This is a genomic window from Leptospira langatensis, assembly GCF_004770615.1.
Taxonomy (GTDB): domain Bacteria; phylum Spirochaetota; class Leptospiria; order Leptospirales; family Leptospiraceae; genus Leptospira_B; species Leptospira_B langatensis.
Genome location: NZ_RQER01000004.1, coordinates 144,871 through 166,794, shown reverse-complemented (window position 1 = coordinate 166,794; position 21,924 = coordinate 144,871). Strand labels below are relative to the sequence as shown.

Below are 21,924 nucleotides of genomic sequence, written 5' to 3'. Positions count from 1 at the left end.
TAACTGATCTTACTCTTTCGATGAGATCTTAACAAAAAGTTTTGTTCTTCACTCGAACAAGATTGTTCGAAAAAAAGTAAGACATAGTAAGTTTATTACGCACATCCTTTTTTTGTAGTAACAAACAGATCCGAATTGACTTTCACTTTCGTTGAGCCGATTTTATTGTTATGCAATCCTCGGATTCTTCTTTCGGTACTGTTCCCTTCCCTCCGGATAAGATAGAGGATAAATTCTACCAACTCGAGTTTTCCTCTTTAGAGGAAAAGTCTCGTATCATCAAAGAGATCGCAGGAATGATACCTTGGCAACTTCGTATTCAGGAAGTTGCAGATGAGTTAAAAGATCCTACTCTTAGGGTCTTTGCTCGTTCCGTAAGTCCCGCTGTTCATTCTGAAAGGATCAGCTATCGTTATTCATTACTAGCGGAAAAGGGACACCCGAATCATTACGACGATCTAGAAGAGGGAGTATTCCTTCTTTCTTCTGTGATAGATCCGGATCTTTCGTATCTTGAGTTCAGGACGTACTTAGATCGGGTCGCTCTTCGCGTGGAAGAACTGGTGGATCTGAACGAAGACCTCGCTTCTGACGAAGTCAAAGTGCATTTTCTTACTAGAGTTCTTTCTCAGGAAGAAGGGTTCGGTGGGAATCACGATCAGTATGAGGACCCGAACAATTCTTATTTGCATAAAGTCTTTGTAAGCAAGAAGGGGATCCCGATCTCTCTTTCCGTAATATATCTTTTAGTGGCTCATAGACTCCAGCTTCCTCTCTATGGGGTCAATATGCCTCTTCACTTTCTATTGCATTTTGAATCTTCCGAGTTCCAAACCTATATAGATTCCTATCACGGTGGGGTTATGTTGGACAGGTCCACTTGCATTCGCTTTTTAAAGGCCAACGGATTTCAAGCCCACGAAAGATATTTTACCCACGCAAGCAGTCTTACCATCCTAAAGAGAATGTTCCGAAATCTGATCCATATCTATCGCAAAAAGGAAGATCGGGATATGGAGAAGGTCCTTTCTCGCCACCTTCTCGCCTTGGACAATAAGTGGAAACCTTGAGATTTTACACCTTCGAAAGGGTGCTTCTTCTTCTCTTTCCTGCTTGAGTCCGAAATTCCTTTCTAAATACTGTCGAAACAGGAAAACCGAGTGAAAACGAAAGGATTGAAGGATCTCTTAGTCCGTAAGTTCGATAAGAAATTAAAAGAGATCATAGACGAAGATCTAAAGATCCTGACCGAGATCAAAGAATATACGATCCGGTCCGGAGGCAAAAGGATCCGTCCGATCCTGCATTATTGTTTGTGCAGGATCTTGGGCTATACTGGGGAAAAATATGCGGATGTGGGAGCCATTGCGGAGTTAATTCATTCCGCGAGCCTTTTGCACGACGACGTGGTGGACGAGGCTCAGACCAGAAGAGGAATGCCTAGCGTTCCTTCTCAGTTCGGGAATAAGACCTCTATTCTGGCAGGGGACTATCTACTCGCCTGCGGGATCGATCATCTGAACGGACTCGGATCTCCGGATCTAATGGATCTTTTTACCACGGTGATCAAGGATCTTTCGGTGAGTGAGCTCATTCAGATGGAATGGGAGAAGAACCCGAAAATTACTTTAGATATCTATAATAAAGTCGTCTATGGGAAGACTGCCTCTTTGTTCGGTGCCGTTTCGGAAGGGGCCGGCATCCTTGCCGAAATGCCAAAGAAGACCCGCAAAAAACTGCATGAGTTTGGGATCCGTCTCGGGTTCTTATTCCAGAAGCAGGACGATGCAATCGATTACTTCCAAGCAGGAGACCAGACAGGAAAGATCCCACTCAAGGATTTCAGGAACGGGCTTTATACATATCCGGTTCTAAGACTTCTCGCAGTTGCGGACAAGAACGATAAGAAACTGGCCCATTCGCTTTTTGCAAAAGACGAAAGGAATTCGCAGGACGATTTGGTTATTCTTTCCTTATTAAATCGTTATAATATTCGTAAGAGCTTAAACGAAGAGTTCGTTGCGGATGTGGAAGAACTTCTTGGATTCTTGAAATCCTATCCGGAATCGAACGAAGGCAAATTGGTTCAGGAACAATTCAGAAAGCTTACGGAAGTTTAAAAAGCCGCAAGAGTCCTTGCGGCTTTTTCTTCTCCAGATCTTAGAGGATCTTATTGAGAAGTAGTAGTAGAAGACCCTGCAGGGATAGAGTTACTTGTGCAATTGATATCGCCTTTGATCGTAACGGAAGGCCCAGTCGCAGTATTTGTATTATAACAGTTCACCCCGTCTTGCGTATAACACATACTGGAAGAAGTCGCTGATGTACAATGAATGAAGTCAGTCGTGTAACACTGAGTCAAAGCAAGACCGGCAGAACCGCTGGTTACCTTATTTCCTACTAGGTTTAACGTTACTGTGAGATAAGAGAGTGCCTGAGTGCTGGAAGTTCCCGTATCGACCGGGACCCCGCTTCCTCCCCAGAAGATCTTTCCGAAGTTTGCAACTACCGGGGATTGGTTCAAAAGGGGAAGTCCAGAATAAGAGAATCCTTGTTGGGAATCCACAGAGCCTTGGTTTTGGGTGGAATCGTATAAGAATTTCAGAGTTATAAACGCTCCAGTGGTGAAATAAAGCCTGGAGTTGATAGTGAACAGGTTGGTGCTGGACCCACCAGTAGTGGTCGTAGTAGTCGTCGTGGTGGTAGAAGATGCAGAATAAGGGCTCGCAGTTCCGCAGTTGGACGTGTTCGTCTTATCTATATCGCCGGTGATCTCGAACTGGCTCCCGTCCGCTCCGGTAGCAGTCAGGTCTACTTTGTTGATATTATTATTATTGCAGGAAATCAGGAAAGAAGCAGCGATCAGAACCGCAGCCGTTACCGGTAATAATTTGGAAAAAACCATCTTCTTAGATGCCATAATTCTACTATCTATCTTCGGAAAGTCAGGGTCAAGAATGAAATCGCCCAGAGACAAAACTCACAGGCATTAAGGATAAGAACCGGATTCCCTCTAAAAGGTTCCCATTGAAGAAGAGTGAAACCGAAGAATCTCCATTTTAGGAGAGGAAAAGATCTGCCATTTCTTCTGATCCTTTTTGGATTTCGGGAACCTAACACGATTCGCATTTCCGGATTATGTCGATGGACTACTTCGTATCCCAAATCGTTGATGTGAATTTAGAAGCTTGCCTGGAAAGGACAGGCTTGTTTTCCTAGAGGAGAAGGCGTCCCAGGGACGAACCCTAGAATTTCACGAGCGAGGCCTATCTTGAAAATTCACCATTATGATTCTATTCCCGACGTAGTCGAAATAGGGGATGGGATCTTTAAGACGGAAATCCCTCAGCCGTTTTATGCTCCTAATAATATATATATACTTCCCCAAGGCGAGCCCGCTCTGATCGATTCGGGCTACCTTGCGAATTTAGGAATGCTCCAAAGAGCGCTTCGTAAGATCGATCTAAGCCTAGGCAAGATCAAGCATATCTTTTATACTCACAATCATTTGGATCATTTGAGTGCTGTTCTTACGATTCGCTATTATACGGATGCAAAACTATATGCGATGAAGGGAATGGCTTCCGGGATCGGTAATTATCTAGAGCATATTGAAATGTTCAACCGCGCGTCTCGTCGTTTGGTCTACAAAGGACATAGAAATCCGGAAGATAGAAAAAAGGAATTAATAAGGATAGAAGAAGGGAATCTAAACTTAAAGAATACATTAAGTAGAGGTTCTCGCATCCAACCTGAACTTCGCTTCGACATAGAATTGGTCGAGGGCGATGTGATCCATGCCGGGGGAAGGGATATCGGATTCCTGCATACTCCTGGCCATAACCTATGGCACTTAACGCCTTACATCTTAGAAGAGAATATATTCTTCACCGGTGATCTGGTGCTGCAAAACATCTCTTCTATCTATGCGGAAGTAGACGGCAATCTTGAGGATTATTATCGTTCTCTGGAAAGGATCGCGAAGATGAGCATTCGTAGGCTATTACCCGCTCACGGGCCGGAACCGGAATCTCCTCAGAAGGCGATCAAACTTCTTCATAAAACACTGCAGATCTTGGAAAGAGGGATCATTCGAAGATTGAAGGAAAAAGAATACGATCTTTCTGCGCTCACTCTAGAAGCGATGGGGGAAAAGGTTGCTAATTCAGGATATTATAATACTGCAATGGCTATTCTTCATTCCATGGTGAGAAAATTCATTGATAAGGGCTGGGTGGAGATTTTGGAAACGGAGCCACCATATGAGACATACCGGTGGATTGGGGCTAAGGAATAGTTCCCACAGGATTTTCGAGTAAATTTTCGATTTGCAGAAAGAAGGGTTTTCTGATATAGGGGAGGCGAGCTTCTCCCACTGAGGGCCAATCTCCTGACCCATAGGGAAGGAGATTCCTGAAAGGTAACTGAGCAAAGCGAAGTTAAATCTAATCGGACAGACTCAGCTCAAATCAACACGATTACCTCCACCACCCGATGAGGGTGGGGGCCAAGCAAAATCTACGCGACTTAAATTTTGCTTCGCTTCGCTCGGCAACCCTGTGGGAATCTCGCTCCCTACGGGTCGCGAAATTGGGTGGGGGCCAAGTTCATCCTTCCGGAATGACCTCTCCAAAAAAGCGGGTCGCCTTGATCTTCAGATTATAGGCTTTGATAAATAAGAGCTCCAGATTGATCACATCTTCCTTGTTGTATTTCAATAACAGATCCAGGGCGTCTTGATCGTCGTACTGCACATATTGCCACCAAAGGCGGACAGCTTCCGCTCCATTGATCTCATAAGGAAGATCCCGTTTGATCCCGAGAGCTTTTTCGCAGCCTTTCAATCCTCCTTTGAAGCCTAAGCTTCGTAGAATGTACATTAGATCCAAATGTCTGTTCTTGAATTTGCGTCCGAACTCTCTCTCCAAAAACGGAACATCGAAGGCAGCCCCGTTGTATGTTACGAATACATTGGAGCTGGAAACGCTTTCCGGGAAATCGTCCATGTTCCGACCTCGAAGAAAGCTTTGGAAATCCTTTCCGTCGTAGGTCCCAACCACAGTCACGAAATCCCCATCTCCTAAACCGGAAGTCTCAATGTCGAGGTACAATAAGCTTTCTCTAATATACGGGAAGAGTCTCCATTTTTGCTGGTTGGGGAGTGCGAAGAAAAAATAGTCCCAGTTCTTTCTGTCGATCTCCTTGCGAGAAAAATCCAAGGAATCCAAAAGCAATCTGGAATACATATCCTCCGGAGATTTTACTTTTTCTTTCAGCTCTTCCCTGAATTCGCTCCAATGCAAAATCCCTCTTTCCCAGAGTTTTGCTTCTTCGATTACATCTATCCCAGGGAGATGGCAGAAGGTATGTTCTAACATGTTCCTCTCGGATCTTAATTTGACGTTTCCGCCAAGAACCGTTTTCCCATGAGCGGGAATAATGAGGCGATCAAAATAGAATAAAGCAAGAAGGGTATATTTCCCCATTTCGCGAAAAAAGTGTTCCCGCCGGCTTTCAACTTAGTAATCGGTAAAAGGAAGGAATCCGTTACCTTCTCCCCATATTGAGTAGGATGGTTTAGGCTCCTGCCGTAAGGGTCCACTGCAAAGGAAATCCCTGTCACTGCGGGTCTCACAAAGCTTAGTCCGTATTCTATGGCTCTGAATCTGGCTGCGCCTGCATGCTGCCAAGCCTCGATCCGAGAAGAAAACCAGGAATCGTTAGTCGGGTTTGCTAAGAAGGTGTATGTATCGTTAGACGCGCTTTTGACCGAATCCTGGGTCAACGCAGGGAACATGGCCTCATAGCAGATCAGAGGAAGGATCTGATACTGCACTTTTTCTTCTTTTCTCATCTCGGCAGAAATAGGACGAAAATTTTCCGGATTTTGAATAAGAGAAATTTCCGCCTCCGTAGGAGGAGAAGGCCATCTCTGTCTCTGCAAGAATCTTTCTCCTTGCAGGGGTTTTGGATCTCCTCCGGTCACGTAACGGGAGGTTTCCTTGAACAAACTTCTCAAGAAAGGAAATACGGACTCGAATGGAATATATTCCCCGAAAGCCAATAATCTTCTCTTGTCGTAGCGCTGGAATTCGCCCGTATTCGAAGACAGCAACGTAACCTGGTTTTTCAATCCTTCTGGAAATTGGTTCAATTCATTGTATAGAACATCCGCGCCGGTTTTGTAGGTTAGATACGTTACAGCTCCATGGAATGTAGAAGAATAAACGGAAGGACTTGCAGGATCACTCGGAATGGTCCCATGAAAGGGGATGGCAGATTCGGGAATAAAAAGAATATCTGGAGGAGGAGAAGTCTCCAGAGAAGATCTAAGCCCTAGTTCCAAAGAAGTACTGATAGTTTGTCCCACGAATTCAGGATTCTCCGCCAATTCTCTCTTTCCGGGAGAAGTGTTCGGTTGCAAAAGTACCGCAGAAAGTTTTAAAACGTCGTTCTCCACTTTGGGAGTGCTGTTCGGAACCTCATAATTCGGAGCGAGATATAGCCTGAGCCCGCCCAGGGTCCATACCAATCCGAAGATCAGTATTCCAGAATATGCAAATTTTCGAATAGAGAGATTCTTCCATAAAACCAGACTAGAGGTCCCCAAGAGAAGAAAGAATCCCACTCCATAAACTCCCGCAAAGGAAGCGATCTGGGAGAAGGATAGGTTCCCTTCTCCTAGATTTCCCCAGAACCATGGGAATAATTGCGGAGTGATCATGTCGGTAAACACTCCCCAGATAGGAAAGATTGCCCAAGCAAATACTTCCTTCTCTTTAGAGGACTTTCTATATTTGGAATATACTTTTAAACTGATATTCCATCCGAAGAAGAATAGGAATAATTTTATATGGGAGAAGAGTCCATAGACTAGAAAAACGACCCAAGAGACAAGCGGCCCCGCTCCTGAGATCGCCGTGATGGAAGATGGGATCCAAAAGAAAACCACCAGATTGATGATCTGAGAGAGAAGAAGGAGCCAATAGATCGTCGATCTAATGCTCCACTCCCTTAGCTCCCAGAAAAGAAGATACGCGCAGGCTGCTCCAAGTCCTCCCGCGGGAAAGAACTCGAAGGGTTCCATTCCGAACAAGATGCCGAATGCAAGCCCAAACGAATAAAGGAGAGGACGGATCGGATTTCTAGAGAATCGGATCATTTACCTTGTAAACGTCTTTGGTCTTCTTCTAACGCTTTACGTCTCGCATATGCGTCCGCTTCTTCTTGGCCTAGGTTCTTGACCCGGATATCTTTTAGGGCCTTGTCTCTTTCATCGGGACGAGCAGTTGGATGAGACTTGAGCCAGGCCTGTTCTTCCTGGTCTGTCTGGGTCTCTTTTTGTTTACTTGCTTCGATCTCTTTATAGACTTTTTCGATCCTGTCTGCTCCGTCCTTACCGAAGTATTTTTCTCGGATGGCTCTTACCTGAGGATCTTTTTGAGCAGAAGGAAGCTTGTCTAGATCGGATTCCTTAAAGTATAACTCTGTTTCGTACTTTGTGAACTTTGGCTCTCTCTTGTTGATCGCGTTATAATAGTTCCCATAAACTCCCTTTCGATACTCTTCGTATCTCGCGAGTTTTTTATCTCCGGGTAAACCCTTGATCTCACCTAAGAAATGATCGTATCCGAACTGGAATTCCTTCTCGGATTCTTCCAAGCCGAAGATCAGTTTCGCGTCTTGGTCGGAGAAGATCTCTCTTCTCTTCTTCTTGACCAAGTCGTAGATCTCTTCGGGGGATTTTCCTCTAGGTTGTTCAAATTCCCGTAATACGATCTCATAAGATAAATATTTTCTAAAAAGACCGACCAGTCTTTCTCCGTCTGCGCCCGGATAGTGTTCTAGGATGAATGCTTTTACGATCTCATTACATTGGTCCGGACTATAATCTGCAGGACATTTCCTTCTCAATTCCCAAAGAGAAGAAACCAGATCCAATTCTCCGTTGGATGCATTCTTGATGATCTCGTCATAGGTGAGCCATTCTCCATCCTTGTAGAGATCGTGAGAGGTTGCGACAATCTCCGGATTGATGACCCATTCACCCGCTTCGTTTTGGGTGACTCTATAACCGTCGGAGTCGGTACCATCGAAGCCGAAGTCTTTGCCGGAGGAGCTTGGCTCCCAGAGTAGAAATATAACTATGGCCAGGAATACAAGGAAACCTACGGAAAAAAGCCAAACTTTCAGGGGGATTTCTTTTAAACGTTCTAACATCTTCACTATTTACCAATAAGAAGCGTTGAAACTATCTTCCAGGTGCAAGAAGGCAAGATGTTTTTCGAAGAAAAATAAATGGCGCCTTCTACCCGACATGAAAGAAGTATCATATGCCTCTTCCTATTCTGTACTATCCGGAAGGAACGACCGGAGCCTCGGAAATCTTTTCTCATTTCCGGAATCTGGAGGTCAGACCCTATCCTGTAAAGGATCCGCAGTCTGTGGAACAGGAGAAGCCGGAGATCCTGATCGCAAATACAAGACTGAAGGTCGATCGAGAGACCTGCAAAAGATTTCCGAGTGTGAAGGTGTTCGCTACCGTAAGTTCCGGAACGGATCATGTGAATTTCTCGGATCTAAAACAAGAATCCAGGGTCTTTCTGAATTCCCCCGGATGCAATGCAGGGTCCGTCGCAGAATATTGCTGGGTCTCGCTTCTTCATTTCTTTTCGGAACAAGAGTTAAGACAGAAGAAGGTTGGGCTCATCGGTTATGGGAACACGGGTCGTGCATTTGCAAAGATCCTAGAAGAAAAGGGAGTCTCTTTTTCCTATAACGATCCATTTCATAAGGAAGGATCGATCCCTCTTCAGGAGATCTTGGAATTTCCGATCGTAAGTTTTCATATTCCACTTACATCGACAGGGCCGTATCCAACCCAAGATCTGCTTACGAAGCAGATGGTTGCTTCTTTAAGACCGGGGACCTTGGTATTGAATACGAGTAGGGGAGAGATTTGGAGTGCGGAAGCATTTCAAACGATTTTAGATCGAAGCGACTTACTGAAGGTGTTGGACGTGTTTCAGCCTGAACCTCCGAAAGAAGAATTGGCATTGCAGTTAAGCGAACTTTCTCATTCCATTCTCACTCCTCATATCGCGGGATATAGCCAGCTCGGTAGGCTTTTGGGAACCTATAGGCTTGCGGAGAAGTTATGCATTCTATACAAGGATGGTCCGCTTCCTCCCTTGCAAAATTTTTTAGTGAAACATCCTCCTATAGAAACTGCCACTTTCCTGAAAGAAGAGGATTCTCTACTGAGAGAGGCTTGGAAAAAGAAGGACTGGGAATATTTCGAAAGAAGAAGGAATTCATATCCTATTCGAAAGGATATGGGACTCGCGGAACTATATTAGAAAATCTTATTTTACTAATGTCTTTTCGCCCGGAAAGATCATGTATTTAGGCCGGACTCTTGCGAGAATATCGTCTATCACGAATACTTCTCTCGTTCCTCTTTTTCTCTCGAAGGGAGCCTCATATAAAAAACCTAGAAATACTAACTCGGAACTTTTGTGAGTGACCAGATCGTCTTGACGGACCTTTCGAGTGATATCGACTTTTAGGGTCTTCCAACCGGTAAAATTAAAATGGGTCAGCAAAAGCTTTTTGATCTCCAGAGTGGAATCCCGAACCAAAATAAAAAGGGATCCCCCTCCTTCGTTTGCATACACATGGAACTTAAACTCTTTTACGAAATCCTGAGAAGTCCAAGGCTTCTTGAATAGGATCTGAAAGGACTGGTTCTTCTCCGCGCTGACTTCCACATACAGAGATTTTTCGGAATCTCTCTCCGGAGTCCTGAATACGGTAGAGATCCGTACTTCGGGTGTAAAGTCGGGACCAAGCTTCGCCTTTACATTCTCTTCGCCGAAGGATTCCGTTTCGAAGTCTTGTACTAGGACTTCTTTGTAAATTCCGGAAAGATCCACAGCATGATCCGAGAAGAAGGGAAGGCAATGGATGAGCAAAAGAATTCCGATCGGAAACTTCTTCTGAAAATGGAAAAATCCCTTTCGGCTCATATTCCTAATTTCGGCGCATTCGTCTAGGACCGCAATCCTCCTTCTTTTATTTTTCAGGATTTAAATGACTTAAGTGTTCGGGAGCTTTTTCTAAAAATCTTGCTCGGGAGAAGCTTCGTCTAAGAATCAGTCTATGGATTCTTCGGAAGATCCCTCTCTTCATACAAAGCTGGAATTTTCGGACGCATTCCATTCTGCGTTCCGGGAATTCTTCGGAGACGAGAAAGAATTACAGTACGAATTATACGATATCAAGTCCGAAGGATCCGGGCCAAAGGCAAGATGGGCCACATTCACGATCCGAAATCCTCTTGGTGGAAGATCTCTTGCGTTCCGATTCGATCCGGATACAGGCTCCTTCTATGCGATGCTTCGAGTACAAATGATCCCGGGAGAGGAAGATTGGAATCTAGACTCCTTCTTCTTAAGAAAAGGATTCACCAATATGAACTCCATCGATGTGCAGAAGAATGCCGGAGAGTGGATCTTTCATTCTTTAGCTAGACACTATCTCGGCACTATCTTTCGTTTTTGTCCTAGGATCTTAGAGCCCGATTATAAATTAGAACCTTGAGATAGGCATGAGAGAAAGCATAGATCCAATTTTGATCCTAATCATCGTTTCCGGATTCTGCGTAGGAATACTCTACGGGCTCTGGATCAAGAAAAGACATAAACGCAAAGAATGATTTGTTTGAGCTACTAACTTAAGGGATAATAAAAAATTTCCGGAGAATGAAAGAAGGAAACGGCTTTATTGTTATTTAAATCAGATAACAATGCGCACCGGAAAAAATCTCAAACTTCGGATCTGGAAATCCTATCGGATGTTTCGCCCATTCATGGCGATCTTGCTTTCCTTATTGTTTTTGCTTTTGATGTTATATCTTCCGATCCGACTCTGAGGTCGATCGGTTCTAGATCCCATAACAGAGTCTAAATTTGGCAATCGTCCGAGGGAATGAATAGGATGTTCTTGAAGAATGATTTCAGGACTTCTCTTCCCTTACTTTGCAAATCCCGCTCGCTGGAAATATCGGATTGGATCTGCAATCCGTCGAACAATGCAAGAAGGGTGCGGGCTAACAGCTCCGGCGAAAGAGTTGCCTTGATCTTTCCGTTCGTTTGCGCCTCTTCTATCGTTCTTGCAAAAAGTTTCTCTAAAGAATTATAAAAATTTAATATTTCCGGTTCCATAGCACCGCAGGCGGTGGCTTCTGCGAAAAGGCGAGGGCTACAATTCCCTTCAATGGACAGACGTTTTGCCAATCTCTCTAAGTATTCCACTAATCTAAGATGAGGAGGAAGGGCCAAAACCTCGGAGTCCTCGAATCCGAATCTTTCCCAGGAGAGAAAGTTCCGAATGAGAGTGTCTCTGATCTCTTCCTTGCTTTCGAAATGGAAATAGATTCCGCCCTTTGTGAGTCCCGCAGCTTCCGCAATATCCTGGACCGAGGTACGTTCGAACCCCTTGCTAAAGAAACATCTCATCGCCGCTTGCAGGATCGAGGTTCTGCGGATCTCCTCGGGCATTTTCTTCCAGCCGGGCTTGGACTTTGCCAATTTCATCAGGCCTCTATTTCCCTCGCTTTGGGCGCCTTCGTCAAATGAATTCTGACTCCGGTCTAAAAATAAATACCAACTGGTAGGAATTTTTATTGACCAGCCTGTCTAAATAAATACCGAATGGTAGGAGATTTCCGAGAAGAGAGGAATGGGAAATGGTTTCAGTTCTAGAGAAAAATCCATTGCTGGAGCCGCTTACGCTCCCGAACGGAGTAGTGATTTCGAACAGGATCGCTAAGGCAGCGATGGAAGAAGGGATTTCGGATCGGAAATTTCTTCCCGGAGAAAAGATATTCCAACTCTATTCTCGTTGGGCCAAGAGCGGAGCGGGGCTTTTGATTACTGGAAATGTTATGGTGGATCCGAACGGACTCACCGGTCCAGGAAATGTGATCCTAAGAAAGGGAATGGATCTTAGCGGCCTCAAAAAATGGGCCAAGATCGCAAAGTCGGAAGGTTCTAAGATCCTACTGCAGATCAATCATCCCGGAAGGCAGACCTTCAGTTTCGTTACGGAAACCCCGGTGGCTCCTTCTCCCATCAAAGTAAAGATCCCAGGAAGAATGTTTGAAAAGGTTTTCGGAGTTCCAAGGGCTCTCCGAGGAGAGGAGATCCGGGATCTGATCCAAAAATTCGTGAATGCCGCGCTTCTCGCAGAAGAAGCAGGTTTCGATGGTGTAGAAGTTCACTCCGCTCACGGATACCTGATCAATCAGTTTTTATCTCCTATCACCAATATTAGAGAAGATGAATGGGGCGGTTCCCTAGAAAATCGGGCACGTTTTTTGGTAGAAGTGGTCAAAGGAATTCGCGCTGCAGTAAAACCTGGATTTTGCTTAGGAGTCAAATTAAACTCCGCAGACTTCCAAGGAGGAGGTTTCCAAGAGGAAGATTCCATTCGTGTCATCCAGATGTTGGAGCCTTTGGGTGTGGATCTTTTGGAAATTTCCGGAGGGAATTACGAATCTCCTGCAATGCAAGGTGGAAGCGGAAAGAGAGAGGCTTATTTCCTGGAATTCGCAAAGAAAGCGAGAGAGATCACTAAGATCCCTCTTTTAGTAACGGGAGGTTTTAGGACCAGATCCGTAATGCAAGAGGCGATTTCCTCGGAAGAAGCGGATATGATCGGGATCGCGACCCCATTCGCATTCCATCCTGAATTTGTGCACGCATTAGCAGAAGGGAAGATAGAGAAGGTCTCCACGGATATCCCTAAACTATCCAATCCTGCAATCAATTCAATTGCAAGGATGTCGGCAATCCGTTTGCAATTTCGTAGAATGGGAGAAGGAAAAGAACCGAAATTGCCTAGATCCTTAATATTCAATCTGATCTTGGATCAGATCCGAGGCAGAAGGAACGCCAAAAGATATAAGAAATTCTTAATGGATGGCGCGAATTAAGAAAGAAGAATTCATCTGTAGAATAGCAAACCTTAACTGTCCGTCGGAAAACCCGACGGACTTTTTTTTATTATTTATGAGTTAGGGAATTCTCTTTTAGTTTTTCGTTATTCCAATCCATCATAGGGGATTCCTTTAATAGGAATGCGATCCCGAGATTGACGGCTCCTAAGCCTATGAAGATCTTCAGGAATAGATCCGATCCAAGAGTGTTCAATCCTACAATGAATGCGATCCCCGAGATCTGTCCGATCCAAAGCAACAGTCCTTGAGAAGAAGATTCCGGAGCAGGAGAAGTAATTTCTGCGCAGTACTGGAATCCGATGGGAGCTCCGATCCCCAATACGAAGAAGCCGATCAGGAATGCTCCTGCCAAAACGAAAAAGTAATCGTGAGCGAAAGAAAGCAAAAAGATCCCAGGCAAGAAACCTGCCATTGCGAGTAGGATAAATGGTTGTCTTCTTCCTAGTTTGTCGGAGATAAGAGGCACAAAAATCCCGCCGATGATCCCGGACATGAGCATCATGCCCGCGATCTCTCCGGATTGGGTCATATTCAATCCTTTGGACTCGCAGATCTGGTCTATGCAAGTGCTGATCGCATTAAAGATCCCCAGCCCGATCAGGAATAGGAAGAGAGCCTTTTGCATGTCTTTCTGCTTCAGGATATGCTTCAGTCCCTCGAATACCTTGATCCTTGCATCCTCTCCATGAGTGCTCGGGGAAGTAGGCGGCTTCTCCCTGAAAAATGCTAGAAAGAGAACGGCACCTACAAAAGACGCGATCCCGTAATTCAATAGAATTCCAGGAATGGCGGCAGGATTCGGTTCCGCTTCTCCTAAGAGTCTTGGAGTTAAGAGCATCACAATGATGATCCCTATAAACTGAGCCAAGGTACCTAAAGCAACTGCGGTGGCTCTTTCTGTAATAGGGAACCATTGCACGCTTACCTTGGTGACTGCGTTTAGAATGAAAGGTTGAGCGATTGCTAAGCCGATCTGAGATACGATGACTATATTAAAATCATGAGCGTAGAATCCCTTGAGTAGGGAGAAGATACCTGTTAAGAAGGCTCCTATTCCGACCCCGATACGGATCCCGTAGGTGTCGATGATATAGGAAGCCGGGATCGCTAAGAATACGAACACTCCCAAGAAAATCAGGGAAAGAAGATCGATCTGAAGACCGGTTACGCCATAAAATAATTTGGCCTCCCTTGCAACAGACGCAAGACTCAGCCATTGGATTTGGATTATTGCCGTGATTAGAGCGTATAGACCAAGAATCACCCATCTGTAGCCGTATACCTTTACTTGGTTTTCACGCATAGAAAGCCCCATTTATATTTTGATCGTTAATCGAAATGGTTTCGCTTAACCTTCCCGTAACAAACGCAGTGGATGCGAATTAGGAAGTTACTTTGACAGTATAAAGCAGATTAGCTGGGCTTCCAAGCAAATTATGATTTTGGAATGAGTACTCTTCTTCTCTTCCTACTTTTATTATAACGATCCCAATATCATTTGTGAAATCGATTTTGAGAAATGTAAGGAACATATAAGTGGAGGGTAATTCTCTCTTTATTTTATAATTTTATACCTGCCAAGTCGAGGTAAACGATCGTTCCGGTATTTTAATAAATAAGAAAGTTATAAGAGCGCATTTTTTCACATAAGAGCGGTTCTTAAATTCGGACGTTCGACTTTGATAAGGCGGACGACCTTTCGGATCTTCTTTGCTAAGATAAAGCAAGTGGAGAAAATCCTATGTTAAAGAATTGGATCATGGTTTCGATACTCGTATCGGCCTTCCTAAAATGCGAAACAGGCAATCTAGAGGATAGAACGACTGCCCCGAAATATTCTAGCTCTTCTATGGAGACGGTCATCCAGTTGGATCGTCCTCCTGGGAATATCAGTGTCTCTGCTTCCGGAAGGATTTTCTTTTCCTTCTTCCCACAAGGGACTCCTCCGATCAAAATTGCAGAATTGAAAAATGGACAGGTGATCCCTTTCCCCAGCCAAGCCTTTCAAAGTAATTTCAACACCGTTATCTCCGTTCGTGTGGACGATAAGGGAAGACTATGGACCTTGGACTATGGCAATCTAGGGATCGGAACTCCTCCCGGTATATACGCTTTCGACATAGAGACCGGAGCGGTATTGCATCATTATCAATTTCCTTCCGACATAGCTCCTAAGGATTCGCTCTTCAACGATATGCAAGTGGACACTGTTACCGAGACTATTTATATCACGGATACAAGCCCGATCATTCCCGATCCTGGCTTGGTTGTGTACGATATCGCATCTAAGAAGGCAAGACGTCTTCTAAAAGGCAGTACTTCCGTTACGGGAGAGAAAAACGAGATCGTTGTAAACGGAACTCCTTTCGAAGTAGCAGGAGTACCGATCATCTTCAATGCGGATTCGATCGCGTTGGACCAAAATCTAGAATGGTTGTATTTTGCTCCTTTTACTTCCGGAGAATTATATAGAGCTAAGACAAGCGCACTAAGAGATACGACACTAACTGCGGCCCAATTGTCGGCTCAGGTAGAACAGTATTCTTTGAAGTCTATGAGTGATGGGATCAGTATCGACAAGAACGGAAATATCTATGTGACCGATCCGGAACATTCCGCGATCAATTTCATCGATCCTTCCAAGAAGATCACCACTCTATACAAAGATACGAAACTTCGGTGGCCGGATGGATTCTCGTATGCTCCTGACGGATACATGTATCTGACTTGCAGTGCATTGAACGATGTGTTCTTGCAAACCGACCTTACGATCCTAAGCAAGGGACCTTATTATATCTATAGATTCAAACCGGAAGCGGAAGGGATCTTAGGTAGATAAAGCAGATAGGAACTGTCAGGATAGATGGTCCGCCGGCGCAAAGGTCGGCGGTATTACTGCGATTCGCTGGTCATCGGTTTTTTCTGAGTGACTTTTTCGGGCAGATCCCTATCTCTTCTCTGCCGGCTTTATAGTACCTTGCAGATTCCCTTTGATCGATCCGGAAAAATGATTGCCCTTTTGGACTCCTTTTTCAATCTCCTGATGAGTGAGCACTCACTCATTATCGGTTCAGAGAAATAAAGCCGAAGTTCCGGAGGGTTGCATTCATGAAATCTAAAGTATTTGTTCTAGCCTATGATATTGGAACTACAGGGACCAAGACCTGCCTCTTCGAGATCGGAGACAAACTCACACTCGTACATTCTTCTTCCTTAGAATATGGACTGACCCTTTTAGAAGGAGGAGGAGTAGAGCAAGACCCAGAGGATTGGTGGAATGCAATGAAGGAAACCACCTCCGTTCTTCTCAAAGAAACCGGATTGGATCCGGCCCAGATCGCGGGCATATCCTTCTGCTCCCAAATGCAGGGATTGGTCTTGGTCGACAAAGACCTGAAACCGGTCCGTCCCGCGATGAGCTATATGGACCAGAGAGCCCGAGAGGAAATGAAGAAGGGCATAGAGCATGGGATCAAGATAGAAGGCCTGAATGCTTTCAAACTCTTGAGATCCTTGCAGATCACAGGTGCAGTAGCAGGAAGCGTAAAGGATCCATTATGGAAATATAAATGGGTGGAGTCGAAGGAGCCCGAAAAATTTTCCAAGGTATCTAAATGGTTGGATGTAAAAGATTATCTGACTACTCGATGCACAGGGCGAGCGACCATGACCCTGGATTCCGCATTCGCCACCTTCTTATATGATTCTCGTCCTGGCAAAGGACATTGGCATAAGGGACTCTGCAGGATGTTCGGAGTCCGAATAGAGCATCTCCCCGAATTAGTACAGTCGACGGAAAAGATCGGAGGCCTAACGGAAAACTCGGCTAGAGAGTTAGGATTACAAGTAGGAACTGCAGTTTTTGGAGGAGGAGGGGACGCTTCTCTGATCGGGATTGGGGCCGGTGCGGTGGAAGAAGGGGACACCCATATTTATGCGGGGACCTCCGGTTGGGTTTCCACAGTCACTAAAAAGAGGACTGTAGATATCAACGCGAGAATTGCGTCAATCGTGGGTGCGAGAGCTGGTTATTATAGTTATTTTGGAGAACAGGAAACCTCCGGTAAATGTCTGCAATGGGTAAAAGATCATCTCGCCTTGGACGAGATAGATGTGTACTTAGAAAAGAGAAATGTAACCGAAGGCCAGGATGCGATGTACGATAGCTTATTCGCATTCTTATTCGAATCCATAAAGGATACTCCTGCAGGAAGCGACGGGGTGATCTTCACTCCTTGGATGCATGGAAATCGTTGTCCATTCGAGGATCCTGCCGCAAGGGGGATGTTCTTCAATATAGGTCTAGATACTGGAAAAAGAAAACTTATCCGTGCAGTGATAGAGGGGATCGCATTTCATAAAAGATGGATATTAGAATTATCTGAAGTAAAGATCCCCGCTTCTTCTACCATACGATTTGTGGGAGGAGTGGCACGTTCGCCGATCATTTGTCAGATCTTGGCGGATATTACAGGCAAAACGATAGAAACGATAGATCATCCTCAGAATGCGGGAGCCACCGGTGCGGCCGCGATAGCCGCTCTTGGACTGGGTAAGATCCGATCTTTCGGAGAAATACGGAATTTGATCCCGAGCAAAGAGAGTTGGACTCCGAACCTTGCGAATCAAAAAATATACGATCGAAACTTTTCGGTATTTAAAACACTTTACGAAACAAACAAAGAGCATTATGCAACTTTAAACATACATATATAAATCTAACCGGTGTTATATCCCATAAGGGATTGCTTATGATAAATACTCCTAACGCATTACTTTTTGGAAGTGCGAAGAAGGCTATTGGATATTTCGGTAGGATCCTGTTCCAAGATCCCATACCGAACACGGTTAAGGCAAGGGTGTTAACCAATGAAGAGAGAGGAACAATCGAATCGAGTTCGAGCAAAGATATTAGAAGTCTCGAGAAAGTTATTCGTAAGCGAAGGATATGAGAAGGCGACCATCCGCAGGATCATCGAAGAAGCGGATATCACGACAGGCAGCCTGTATCATTTCTTTAAGAATAAGGAAGAAATACTCCTCGCGATAGCGGGAGAAGTGTTTAATGAGGCGGGGGATACCGCTGAAAGGCTCGTGGGGGAAATGGATCCTCCCTTGGTATTTGCCCTAGAGATAGGGCTCCAGTTCTATCTCTGCCAAAAAAAGCTCTCGATAGCCGAAACATATTTGGCGGCCTATCGGACCCAAGGGGTCACGGAGATGATCGGTAAGAGAGGAGCTCACAGAAGCAAGCTCCTATTCGAGAAATACAATCCTCAGTTCGATCATCAGGATTATCTAATACGCACTCTTGCATTTAGAGGGGTCTTCCAGAGTTTATTGGAAGAGATGGTGTATTCCGGGCAGGTGGATCGGGTCCGAATGATGGCCACAGTCATCGAATTGGGCCTTGCTACTTTCGGGGTGCCTAAGGAAGAAGCAGAACTCGCTCTACAAAAGACTTTCCGTCTTCTGCAAGAAAGAGCCAGCGAGATTGAAGCCTTGGCGGAAGGATTGCTGGAGATCTTCGTAAACGGCCCGAGATGATCTCGGGCGATTTTACTAGATACGAACTTAAACCCGCGAAAGTCTTTCTTCCATTCCCTCGGCTACTTTACGGACATCTTTCTTATTAATGACCACTTCGTAAGCAGCATACATAATAGGAACTTCGGTAGGATCGATCTTCATCAGGTTCGGCATTACTTTCAAACCGTAGAATCCGTTGGACATCTTTTCGGAAGGACGTCCGTTCGCTATATCGTAACCGGTCTTTCTATCCTTCGCATCGGTTCCAAAGCAAGAAAGCATGAAGTCGGTGAGTCCGGATAGTCCCTGGAAGGTTTCCTGTTTTCCTCCCATCTGCACTCCTACCTTTACCATTTCGTTAAAGAAACGATTGGAAAGATGGAAGAGGGAATTGTCCACATTCCCTCCGAGAGTCTGCTCAAAATGTCCTTCTACAATTCCCATTACAAGGGCGTAGATCGTCTTGAGGGCTCCTCCCAGCTGCACTCCCTTCACATCGCTAGGAATGATGGCAGGTCTCGGGAAGATATAACCTGTAGTTAACAATTTTTGAATGCGAGGGATCAAGCTCTCGTTCACCGCCGCGATCTCGAATCCGGAGATCTTTCTCTCCATGATCTGATCCGGGTAGGAAGCCCCGGAGACTACTCCGATCCTATCGTCTTCTAATCCGAGACCTTGTTGTAGATCGTCCAAGATCAAACCGGCACTTGTGAATCCTTTGATGATATTGAAGAAAGGAGCCTTGTTCTTACTTAAGTAAGGCTGTAGATCCGGATAGATAGTATGCAATTCCCAAGGATTGGTACCTTGGATGAATAAGGTAGCCGTCTTTAATTCTTCCGGATCGGAAGTGAATGTCAGGTTTGGAGGAAGTTTGTATAGCGCATACGTCCTCAGGTCCCTTCTCTCTATATTGGATTGGGAAGTATAGCTTTGGTCCGGATGATATACTTTTACTTCGATATCCTTGTTTGCGAGAACCGTTGCGATCGCGATCCCCATGCTGCTGTTCCCGATAACGACCACTTTCTCATTCGGCTCTTTCGGTACCTTGATGAGCTTGTTCTGGTCTCTCGAATCCGCACTGTATAGATTCCGATAGATCCCATGTTGGTGCTTGTTCAGGTTTTGCCCTACAAGTAGAGCCAGGTTATCGATCAGGAATTGCTTCTTATCCCCATGTTCCGGGAAAGGTAGATGCTCTATATCTTTCGGAAATGTTGCCATTTCCTTTTTGGAAAGATCACCGACTAATACCGGTTTGCCGATGGTCAACTTTCCAGCTACCTGATTGAATAGAAGGCTAGTCGTCGGAAGGATCTTGTCCGTCTTCTCTAAGGAGATAGGAAGAATGACCTTATTCGCCACATAGTGATATACGGTATCCACGAAAGGCATAAGCCTTCCATCTCGGGAACGAGTTCCTTCCGGGAAGATGGCCGCGATCTTTCCTTCGCTTTGCAGCTTTTGGGAATGACGGAAGGCCCTCATATTGATCTTGGTCATAAGATCGGAAAGGCTTGGGTTATCCGCCATGTCTCTCTTGGAGCAGACCAGAAGCGTCCCGAACATGTAGAGACCAAGTCTCGTAAAATCCGGCTCATAGGCCAAACGACCGGCGATAAAGACCAATTGTTCGGCCACTTCTCTTCCTTCCGGGGAAGCATGGTACAAAAGATGAAAGATTGCAGGAGCGTCTAAATGGCTCAGGTGGTTGGAGATCAGAGTAACAGGATATTTCCCGATCAGAGGCTTGACCGCTGCTAGGTTCTCGATTCCTTCCACAGTAAAGAATTTCATGATAGGCGAAAGGAACTCGATCATGAATTCTCGGGCTTTTTTCTCAGGAGGAGTGTATACTCCGATCTTTTCCAGGGCGGAAGGATCCTTGAAAACGTCCATCACCGGAGGCATCGGAGTGACTGAGCAAAGGTACAGAAATTTCTGAAGTATCTTCTTAGCCTCTTCTTCGCTCATTCCCGATCTTTTGAATAGGTGAATGTTCTCGAAGAATTCCTTTTGCCATCTACCGACGGATTGCTCTTTTTCTGCCATGGTACGTCTCTGTTTTTGATCTAGCGGTGGTTCCGGTTTTCGGTTGGAGTAAGATCGAACTTACGGTTCGTTACGAGATTTCCGGAGAATACTTTCTATCCTTAGAAGGCGTATTGTCATTCTATTTTTTGGGAAAAACGATTTGAATTCTACCCTAGGCAAAACGAACTGTTCTTTGGGGCTTTCGCAAAGAGCAGATGACACATAATCCTCCAGAGTTTAGCGAGAAAAAATGGATACCGGACGGCTTCCATTTTCTCGGTCCGAATGAAAGCTCGGAGAGACGCAAACTCCTAGATTCTTTAAGCTCCGGTCTGAAAGGTTTCGGTTACTCCGAGGTCTTTTTGCCCTCCTTCGACTACTCTTCTTCCTTTCTTCTTACCGTTTCTGCCGAAGATTCCAGCGCTCTCTATCGTTTTAGAGATTCGGATGGGAATGAGATCTCTCCGAGCGCCGATCTTACCGTCCAAGCTGTCAAGGGAATGGCCGGTTTTGCGCACCGCAAAGAAAACCAACGTATCTTTTACCAGGGAAAGATCTTTAGAGACTACGGTAGAAAGAGCGGATCTCGCAAGGAAGTCCTGCAGATCGGAGCCGAGCATATCGGAGGCAGCGGGACTTCTGCCATATTAGGGATCTTGAAAGAGATTTCTTCTTTATTCTCCCAACTTTCCTTAAAGTCCCCGCTTACCATCGTTTTAGGGAATGTGAATGTGTTCCATTCTGTGTTGGAGTCCTTGGAGCTTTCCAGAAGCGAGAAGAGGCAGTTATCGTTTTTATTATATAGAAAGAACCTTCCTGAGATCCGCCACTTCTTGGAGAAGAAGAATGGCCTAAAGATCTTCCCGATCTTGGAAGCTCTCTGCCTCGGATTCTATTCGAACGCGCAAGATCTGGCCTCTAAACTTTCTTCTGCGGGACTCTCGAATTCCTTCCAAAAGATCGTCTCTGAAACGGGAGAGATACTCAAGTCCCTAGGACAGGTTCCAGGCGTGGAATTCTGTGTGGATTATACTCTGATCCCGGACCTGGAGTATTATACAGGATTCGTTTTCCAGGGATATGTTTCCGGAAGCTCGGAGCCGATACTGACCGGAGGCTCTTATGATCATCTCTACGAACTCTTCTCCGGGACCCAAAAAGACGCCTGTGGATTTGCCATCCATATTGACTCCTTGGAGAGCATTCTTTGAGAATCAGAAGAAAGAAGATCGAAAATCCGGAGATTGGACCGTCGAAATGATGGTTGGTTATCGTTCTAGATCGTATAGAATACAAAGCAAAAATTGAACCTATTAAAAGATCATTTAAAGATT

Annotated in this window: 18 protein-coding genes; 10 read left to right on the top strand and 8 right to left on the bottom strand. The window is 45.1% G+C overall.

Translation table 11 applies throughout. From position 1 onward, the window contains the following. Positions 1–170: 170 nt before the first annotated feature. Positions 171–1,070 (top strand): transglutaminase-like domain-containing protein, encoded by a 900-nt coding sequence (locus EHO57_RS04950; protein ID WP_135646231.1) that lies wholly within the window; start codon positions 171–173, stop codon positions 1,068–1,070. Between the two features lie 90 nt (positions 1,071–1,160). Further along, on the top strand, positions 1,161–2,120 hold the full coding sequence (locus EHO57_RS04945; protein ID WP_135646232.1) for a polyprenyl synthetase family protein: 960 nt from the start codon (positions 1,161–1,163) through the stop codon (positions 2,118–2,120). Positions 2,121–2,170: 50 nt separating this feature from the next. Here the strand turns inward: EHO57_RS04945 and EHO57_RS04940 are convergent, their stop codons facing one another. Beyond that, on the bottom strand, positions 2,171–2,920 hold the full coding sequence (locus tag EHO57_RS04940) for an LIC10920 family plasminogen-binding lipoprotein (RefSeq protein WP_135646233.1): 750 nt from the start codon (positions 2,918–2,920) through the stop codon (positions 2,171–2,173). A gap of 351 nt (positions 2,921–3,271) precedes the next feature. On the opposite strand from EHO57_RS04940, the gene EHO57_RS04935 reads away from it, so the two are divergent. Further along, on the top strand, positions 3,272–4,297 hold the full coding sequence (locus EHO57_RS04935; protein WP_135646234.1) for an MBL fold metallo-hydrolase: 1,026 nt from the start codon (positions 3,272–3,274) through the stop codon (positions 4,295–4,297). 310 nt (positions 4,298–4,607) lie between these two features. Here EHO57_RS04935 and EHO57_RS04930 read toward each other — a convergent pair whose 3' ends face one another. The 3 genes from EHO57_RS04930 to EHO57_RS04920 are packed head-to-tail and all read right to left on the bottom strand — an operon-like array spanning position 4,608 to position 8,220. After that, a complete protein-coding gene (locus EHO57_RS04930) occupies positions 4,608–5,378 on the bottom strand; it encodes a ribonuclease H-like domain-containing protein (RefSeq protein ID WP_135646235.1) in 771 nt (256 codons plus the stop codon). Between the two features lie 14 nt (positions 5,379–5,392). Then, on the bottom strand, positions 5,393–7,162 hold the full coding sequence (locus EHO57_RS04925; protein WP_135646236.1) for an apolipoprotein N-acyltransferase: 1,770 nt from the start codon (positions 7,160–7,162) through the stop codon (positions 5,393–5,395). Further along, positions 7,159–8,220, bottom strand: a complete 1,062-nt coding sequence (locus EHO57_RS04920) for a lipase secretion chaperone (RefSeq protein ID WP_135646237.1) — start codon at positions 8,218–8,220, stop codon at positions 7,159–7,161. Before EHO57_RS04920 ends, EHO57_RS04925 begins: the two co-directional genes overlap by 4 nt. Positions 8,221–8,333: 113 nt before the next feature. On the opposite strand from EHO57_RS04920, the gene EHO57_RS04915 reads away from it, so the two are divergent. Beyond that, positions 8,334–9,359 carry an NAD(P)-dependent oxidoreductase gene (locus tag EHO57_RS04915; protein WP_135646238.1) on the top strand — a complete coding sequence of 342 codons (1,026 nt, stop codon included), beginning with the start codon at positions 8,334–8,336 and terminating at the stop codon, positions 9,357–9,359. 6 nt (positions 9,360–9,365) lie between these two features. On the opposite strand, the gene EHO57_RS04910 is transcribed toward EHO57_RS04915, so the two are convergent. After that, positions 9,366–10,028, bottom strand: a complete 663-nt coding sequence (locus EHO57_RS04910) for a flagellar assembly protein FlaA (protein WP_135646239.1) — start codon at positions 10,026–10,028, stop codon at positions 9,366–9,368. Between the two features lie 133 nt (positions 10,029–10,161). Between EHO57_RS04910 and EHO57_RS04905 the strand changes: the two genes are divergently transcribed. After that, positions 10,162–10,602 (top strand): hypothetical protein, encoded by a 441-nt coding sequence (locus EHO57_RS04905; protein ID WP_135646240.1) that lies wholly within the window; start codon positions 10,162–10,164, stop codon positions 10,600–10,602. 362 nt (positions 10,603–10,964) lie between these two features. Here the strand turns inward: EHO57_RS04905 and EHO57_RS04900 are convergent, their stop codons facing one another. After that, positions 10,965–11,597, bottom strand: a complete 633-nt coding sequence (locus tag EHO57_RS04900; protein ID WP_135646241.1) for a TetR/AcrR family transcriptional regulator — start codon at positions 11,595–11,597, stop codon at positions 10,965–10,967. Between the two features lie 152 nt (positions 11,598–11,749). Between EHO57_RS04900 and EHO57_RS04895 the strand changes: the two genes are divergently transcribed. Further along, positions 11,750–12,997 (top strand): NADH:flavin oxidoreductase/NADH oxidase family protein, encoded by a 1,248-nt coding sequence (locus EHO57_RS04895; RefSeq protein WP_135646242.1) that lies wholly within the window; start codon positions 11,750–11,752, stop codon positions 12,995–12,997. A 70-nt stretch (positions 12,998–13,067) separates the two neighbouring features. On the opposite strand, the gene EHO57_RS04890 is transcribed toward EHO57_RS04895, so the two are convergent. Beyond that, positions 13,068–14,324: an MFS transporter gene (locus EHO57_RS04890; RefSeq protein WP_135646243.1), complete on the bottom strand. Its 1,257-nt coding sequence runs from the start codon at positions 14,322–14,324 to the stop codon at positions 13,068–13,070. Between the two features lie 438 nt (positions 14,325–14,762). Between EHO57_RS04890 and EHO57_RS04885 the strand changes: the two genes are divergently transcribed. The 3 genes from EHO57_RS04885 (at position 14,763) to EHO57_RS04875 (ending at position 18,568) form a co-directional block, all read left to right on the top strand. Then, positions 14,763–15,860 carry an L-dopachrome tautomerase-related protein gene (locus tag EHO57_RS04885; protein ID WP_135646244.1) on the top strand — a complete coding sequence of 366 codons (1,098 nt, stop codon included), beginning with the start codon at positions 14,763–14,765 and terminating at the stop codon, positions 15,858–15,860. Positions 15,861–16,129: 269 nt separating this feature from the next. Further along, on the top strand, positions 16,130–17,737 hold the full coding sequence (locus EHO57_RS04880) for a xylulokinase (protein WP_135646245.1): 1,608 nt from the start codon (positions 16,130–16,132) through the stop codon (positions 17,735–17,737). A 153-nt stretch (positions 17,738–17,890) separates the two neighbouring features. After that, the gene (locus EHO57_RS04875; protein ID WP_135646246.1) at positions 17,891–18,568 is read left to right on the top strand and encodes a TetR/AcrR family transcriptional regulator; all 678 of its coding nucleotides are present in this window, start codon (positions 17,891–17,893) and stop codon (positions 18,566–18,568) included. 27 nt (positions 18,569–18,595) lie between these two features. On the opposite strand, the gene EHO57_RS04870 is transcribed toward EHO57_RS04875, so the two are convergent. Then, positions 18,596–20,608, bottom strand: a complete 2,013-nt coding sequence (locus EHO57_RS04870; RefSeq protein ID WP_135646247.1) for a 1-acyl-sn-glycerol-3-phosphate acyltransferase — start codon at positions 20,606–20,608, stop codon at positions 18,596–18,598. Between the two features lie 197 nt (positions 20,609–20,805). On the opposite strand from EHO57_RS04870, the gene EHO57_RS04865 reads away from it, so the two are divergent. Continuing rightward, a complete protein-coding gene (locus EHO57_RS04865; RefSeq protein ID WP_135646248.1) occupies positions 20,806–21,801 on the top strand; it encodes an ATP phosphoribosyltransferase regulatory subunit in 996 nt (331 codons plus the stop codon). The last annotated feature ends 123 nt before the right edge of the window (positions 21,802–21,924 follow it).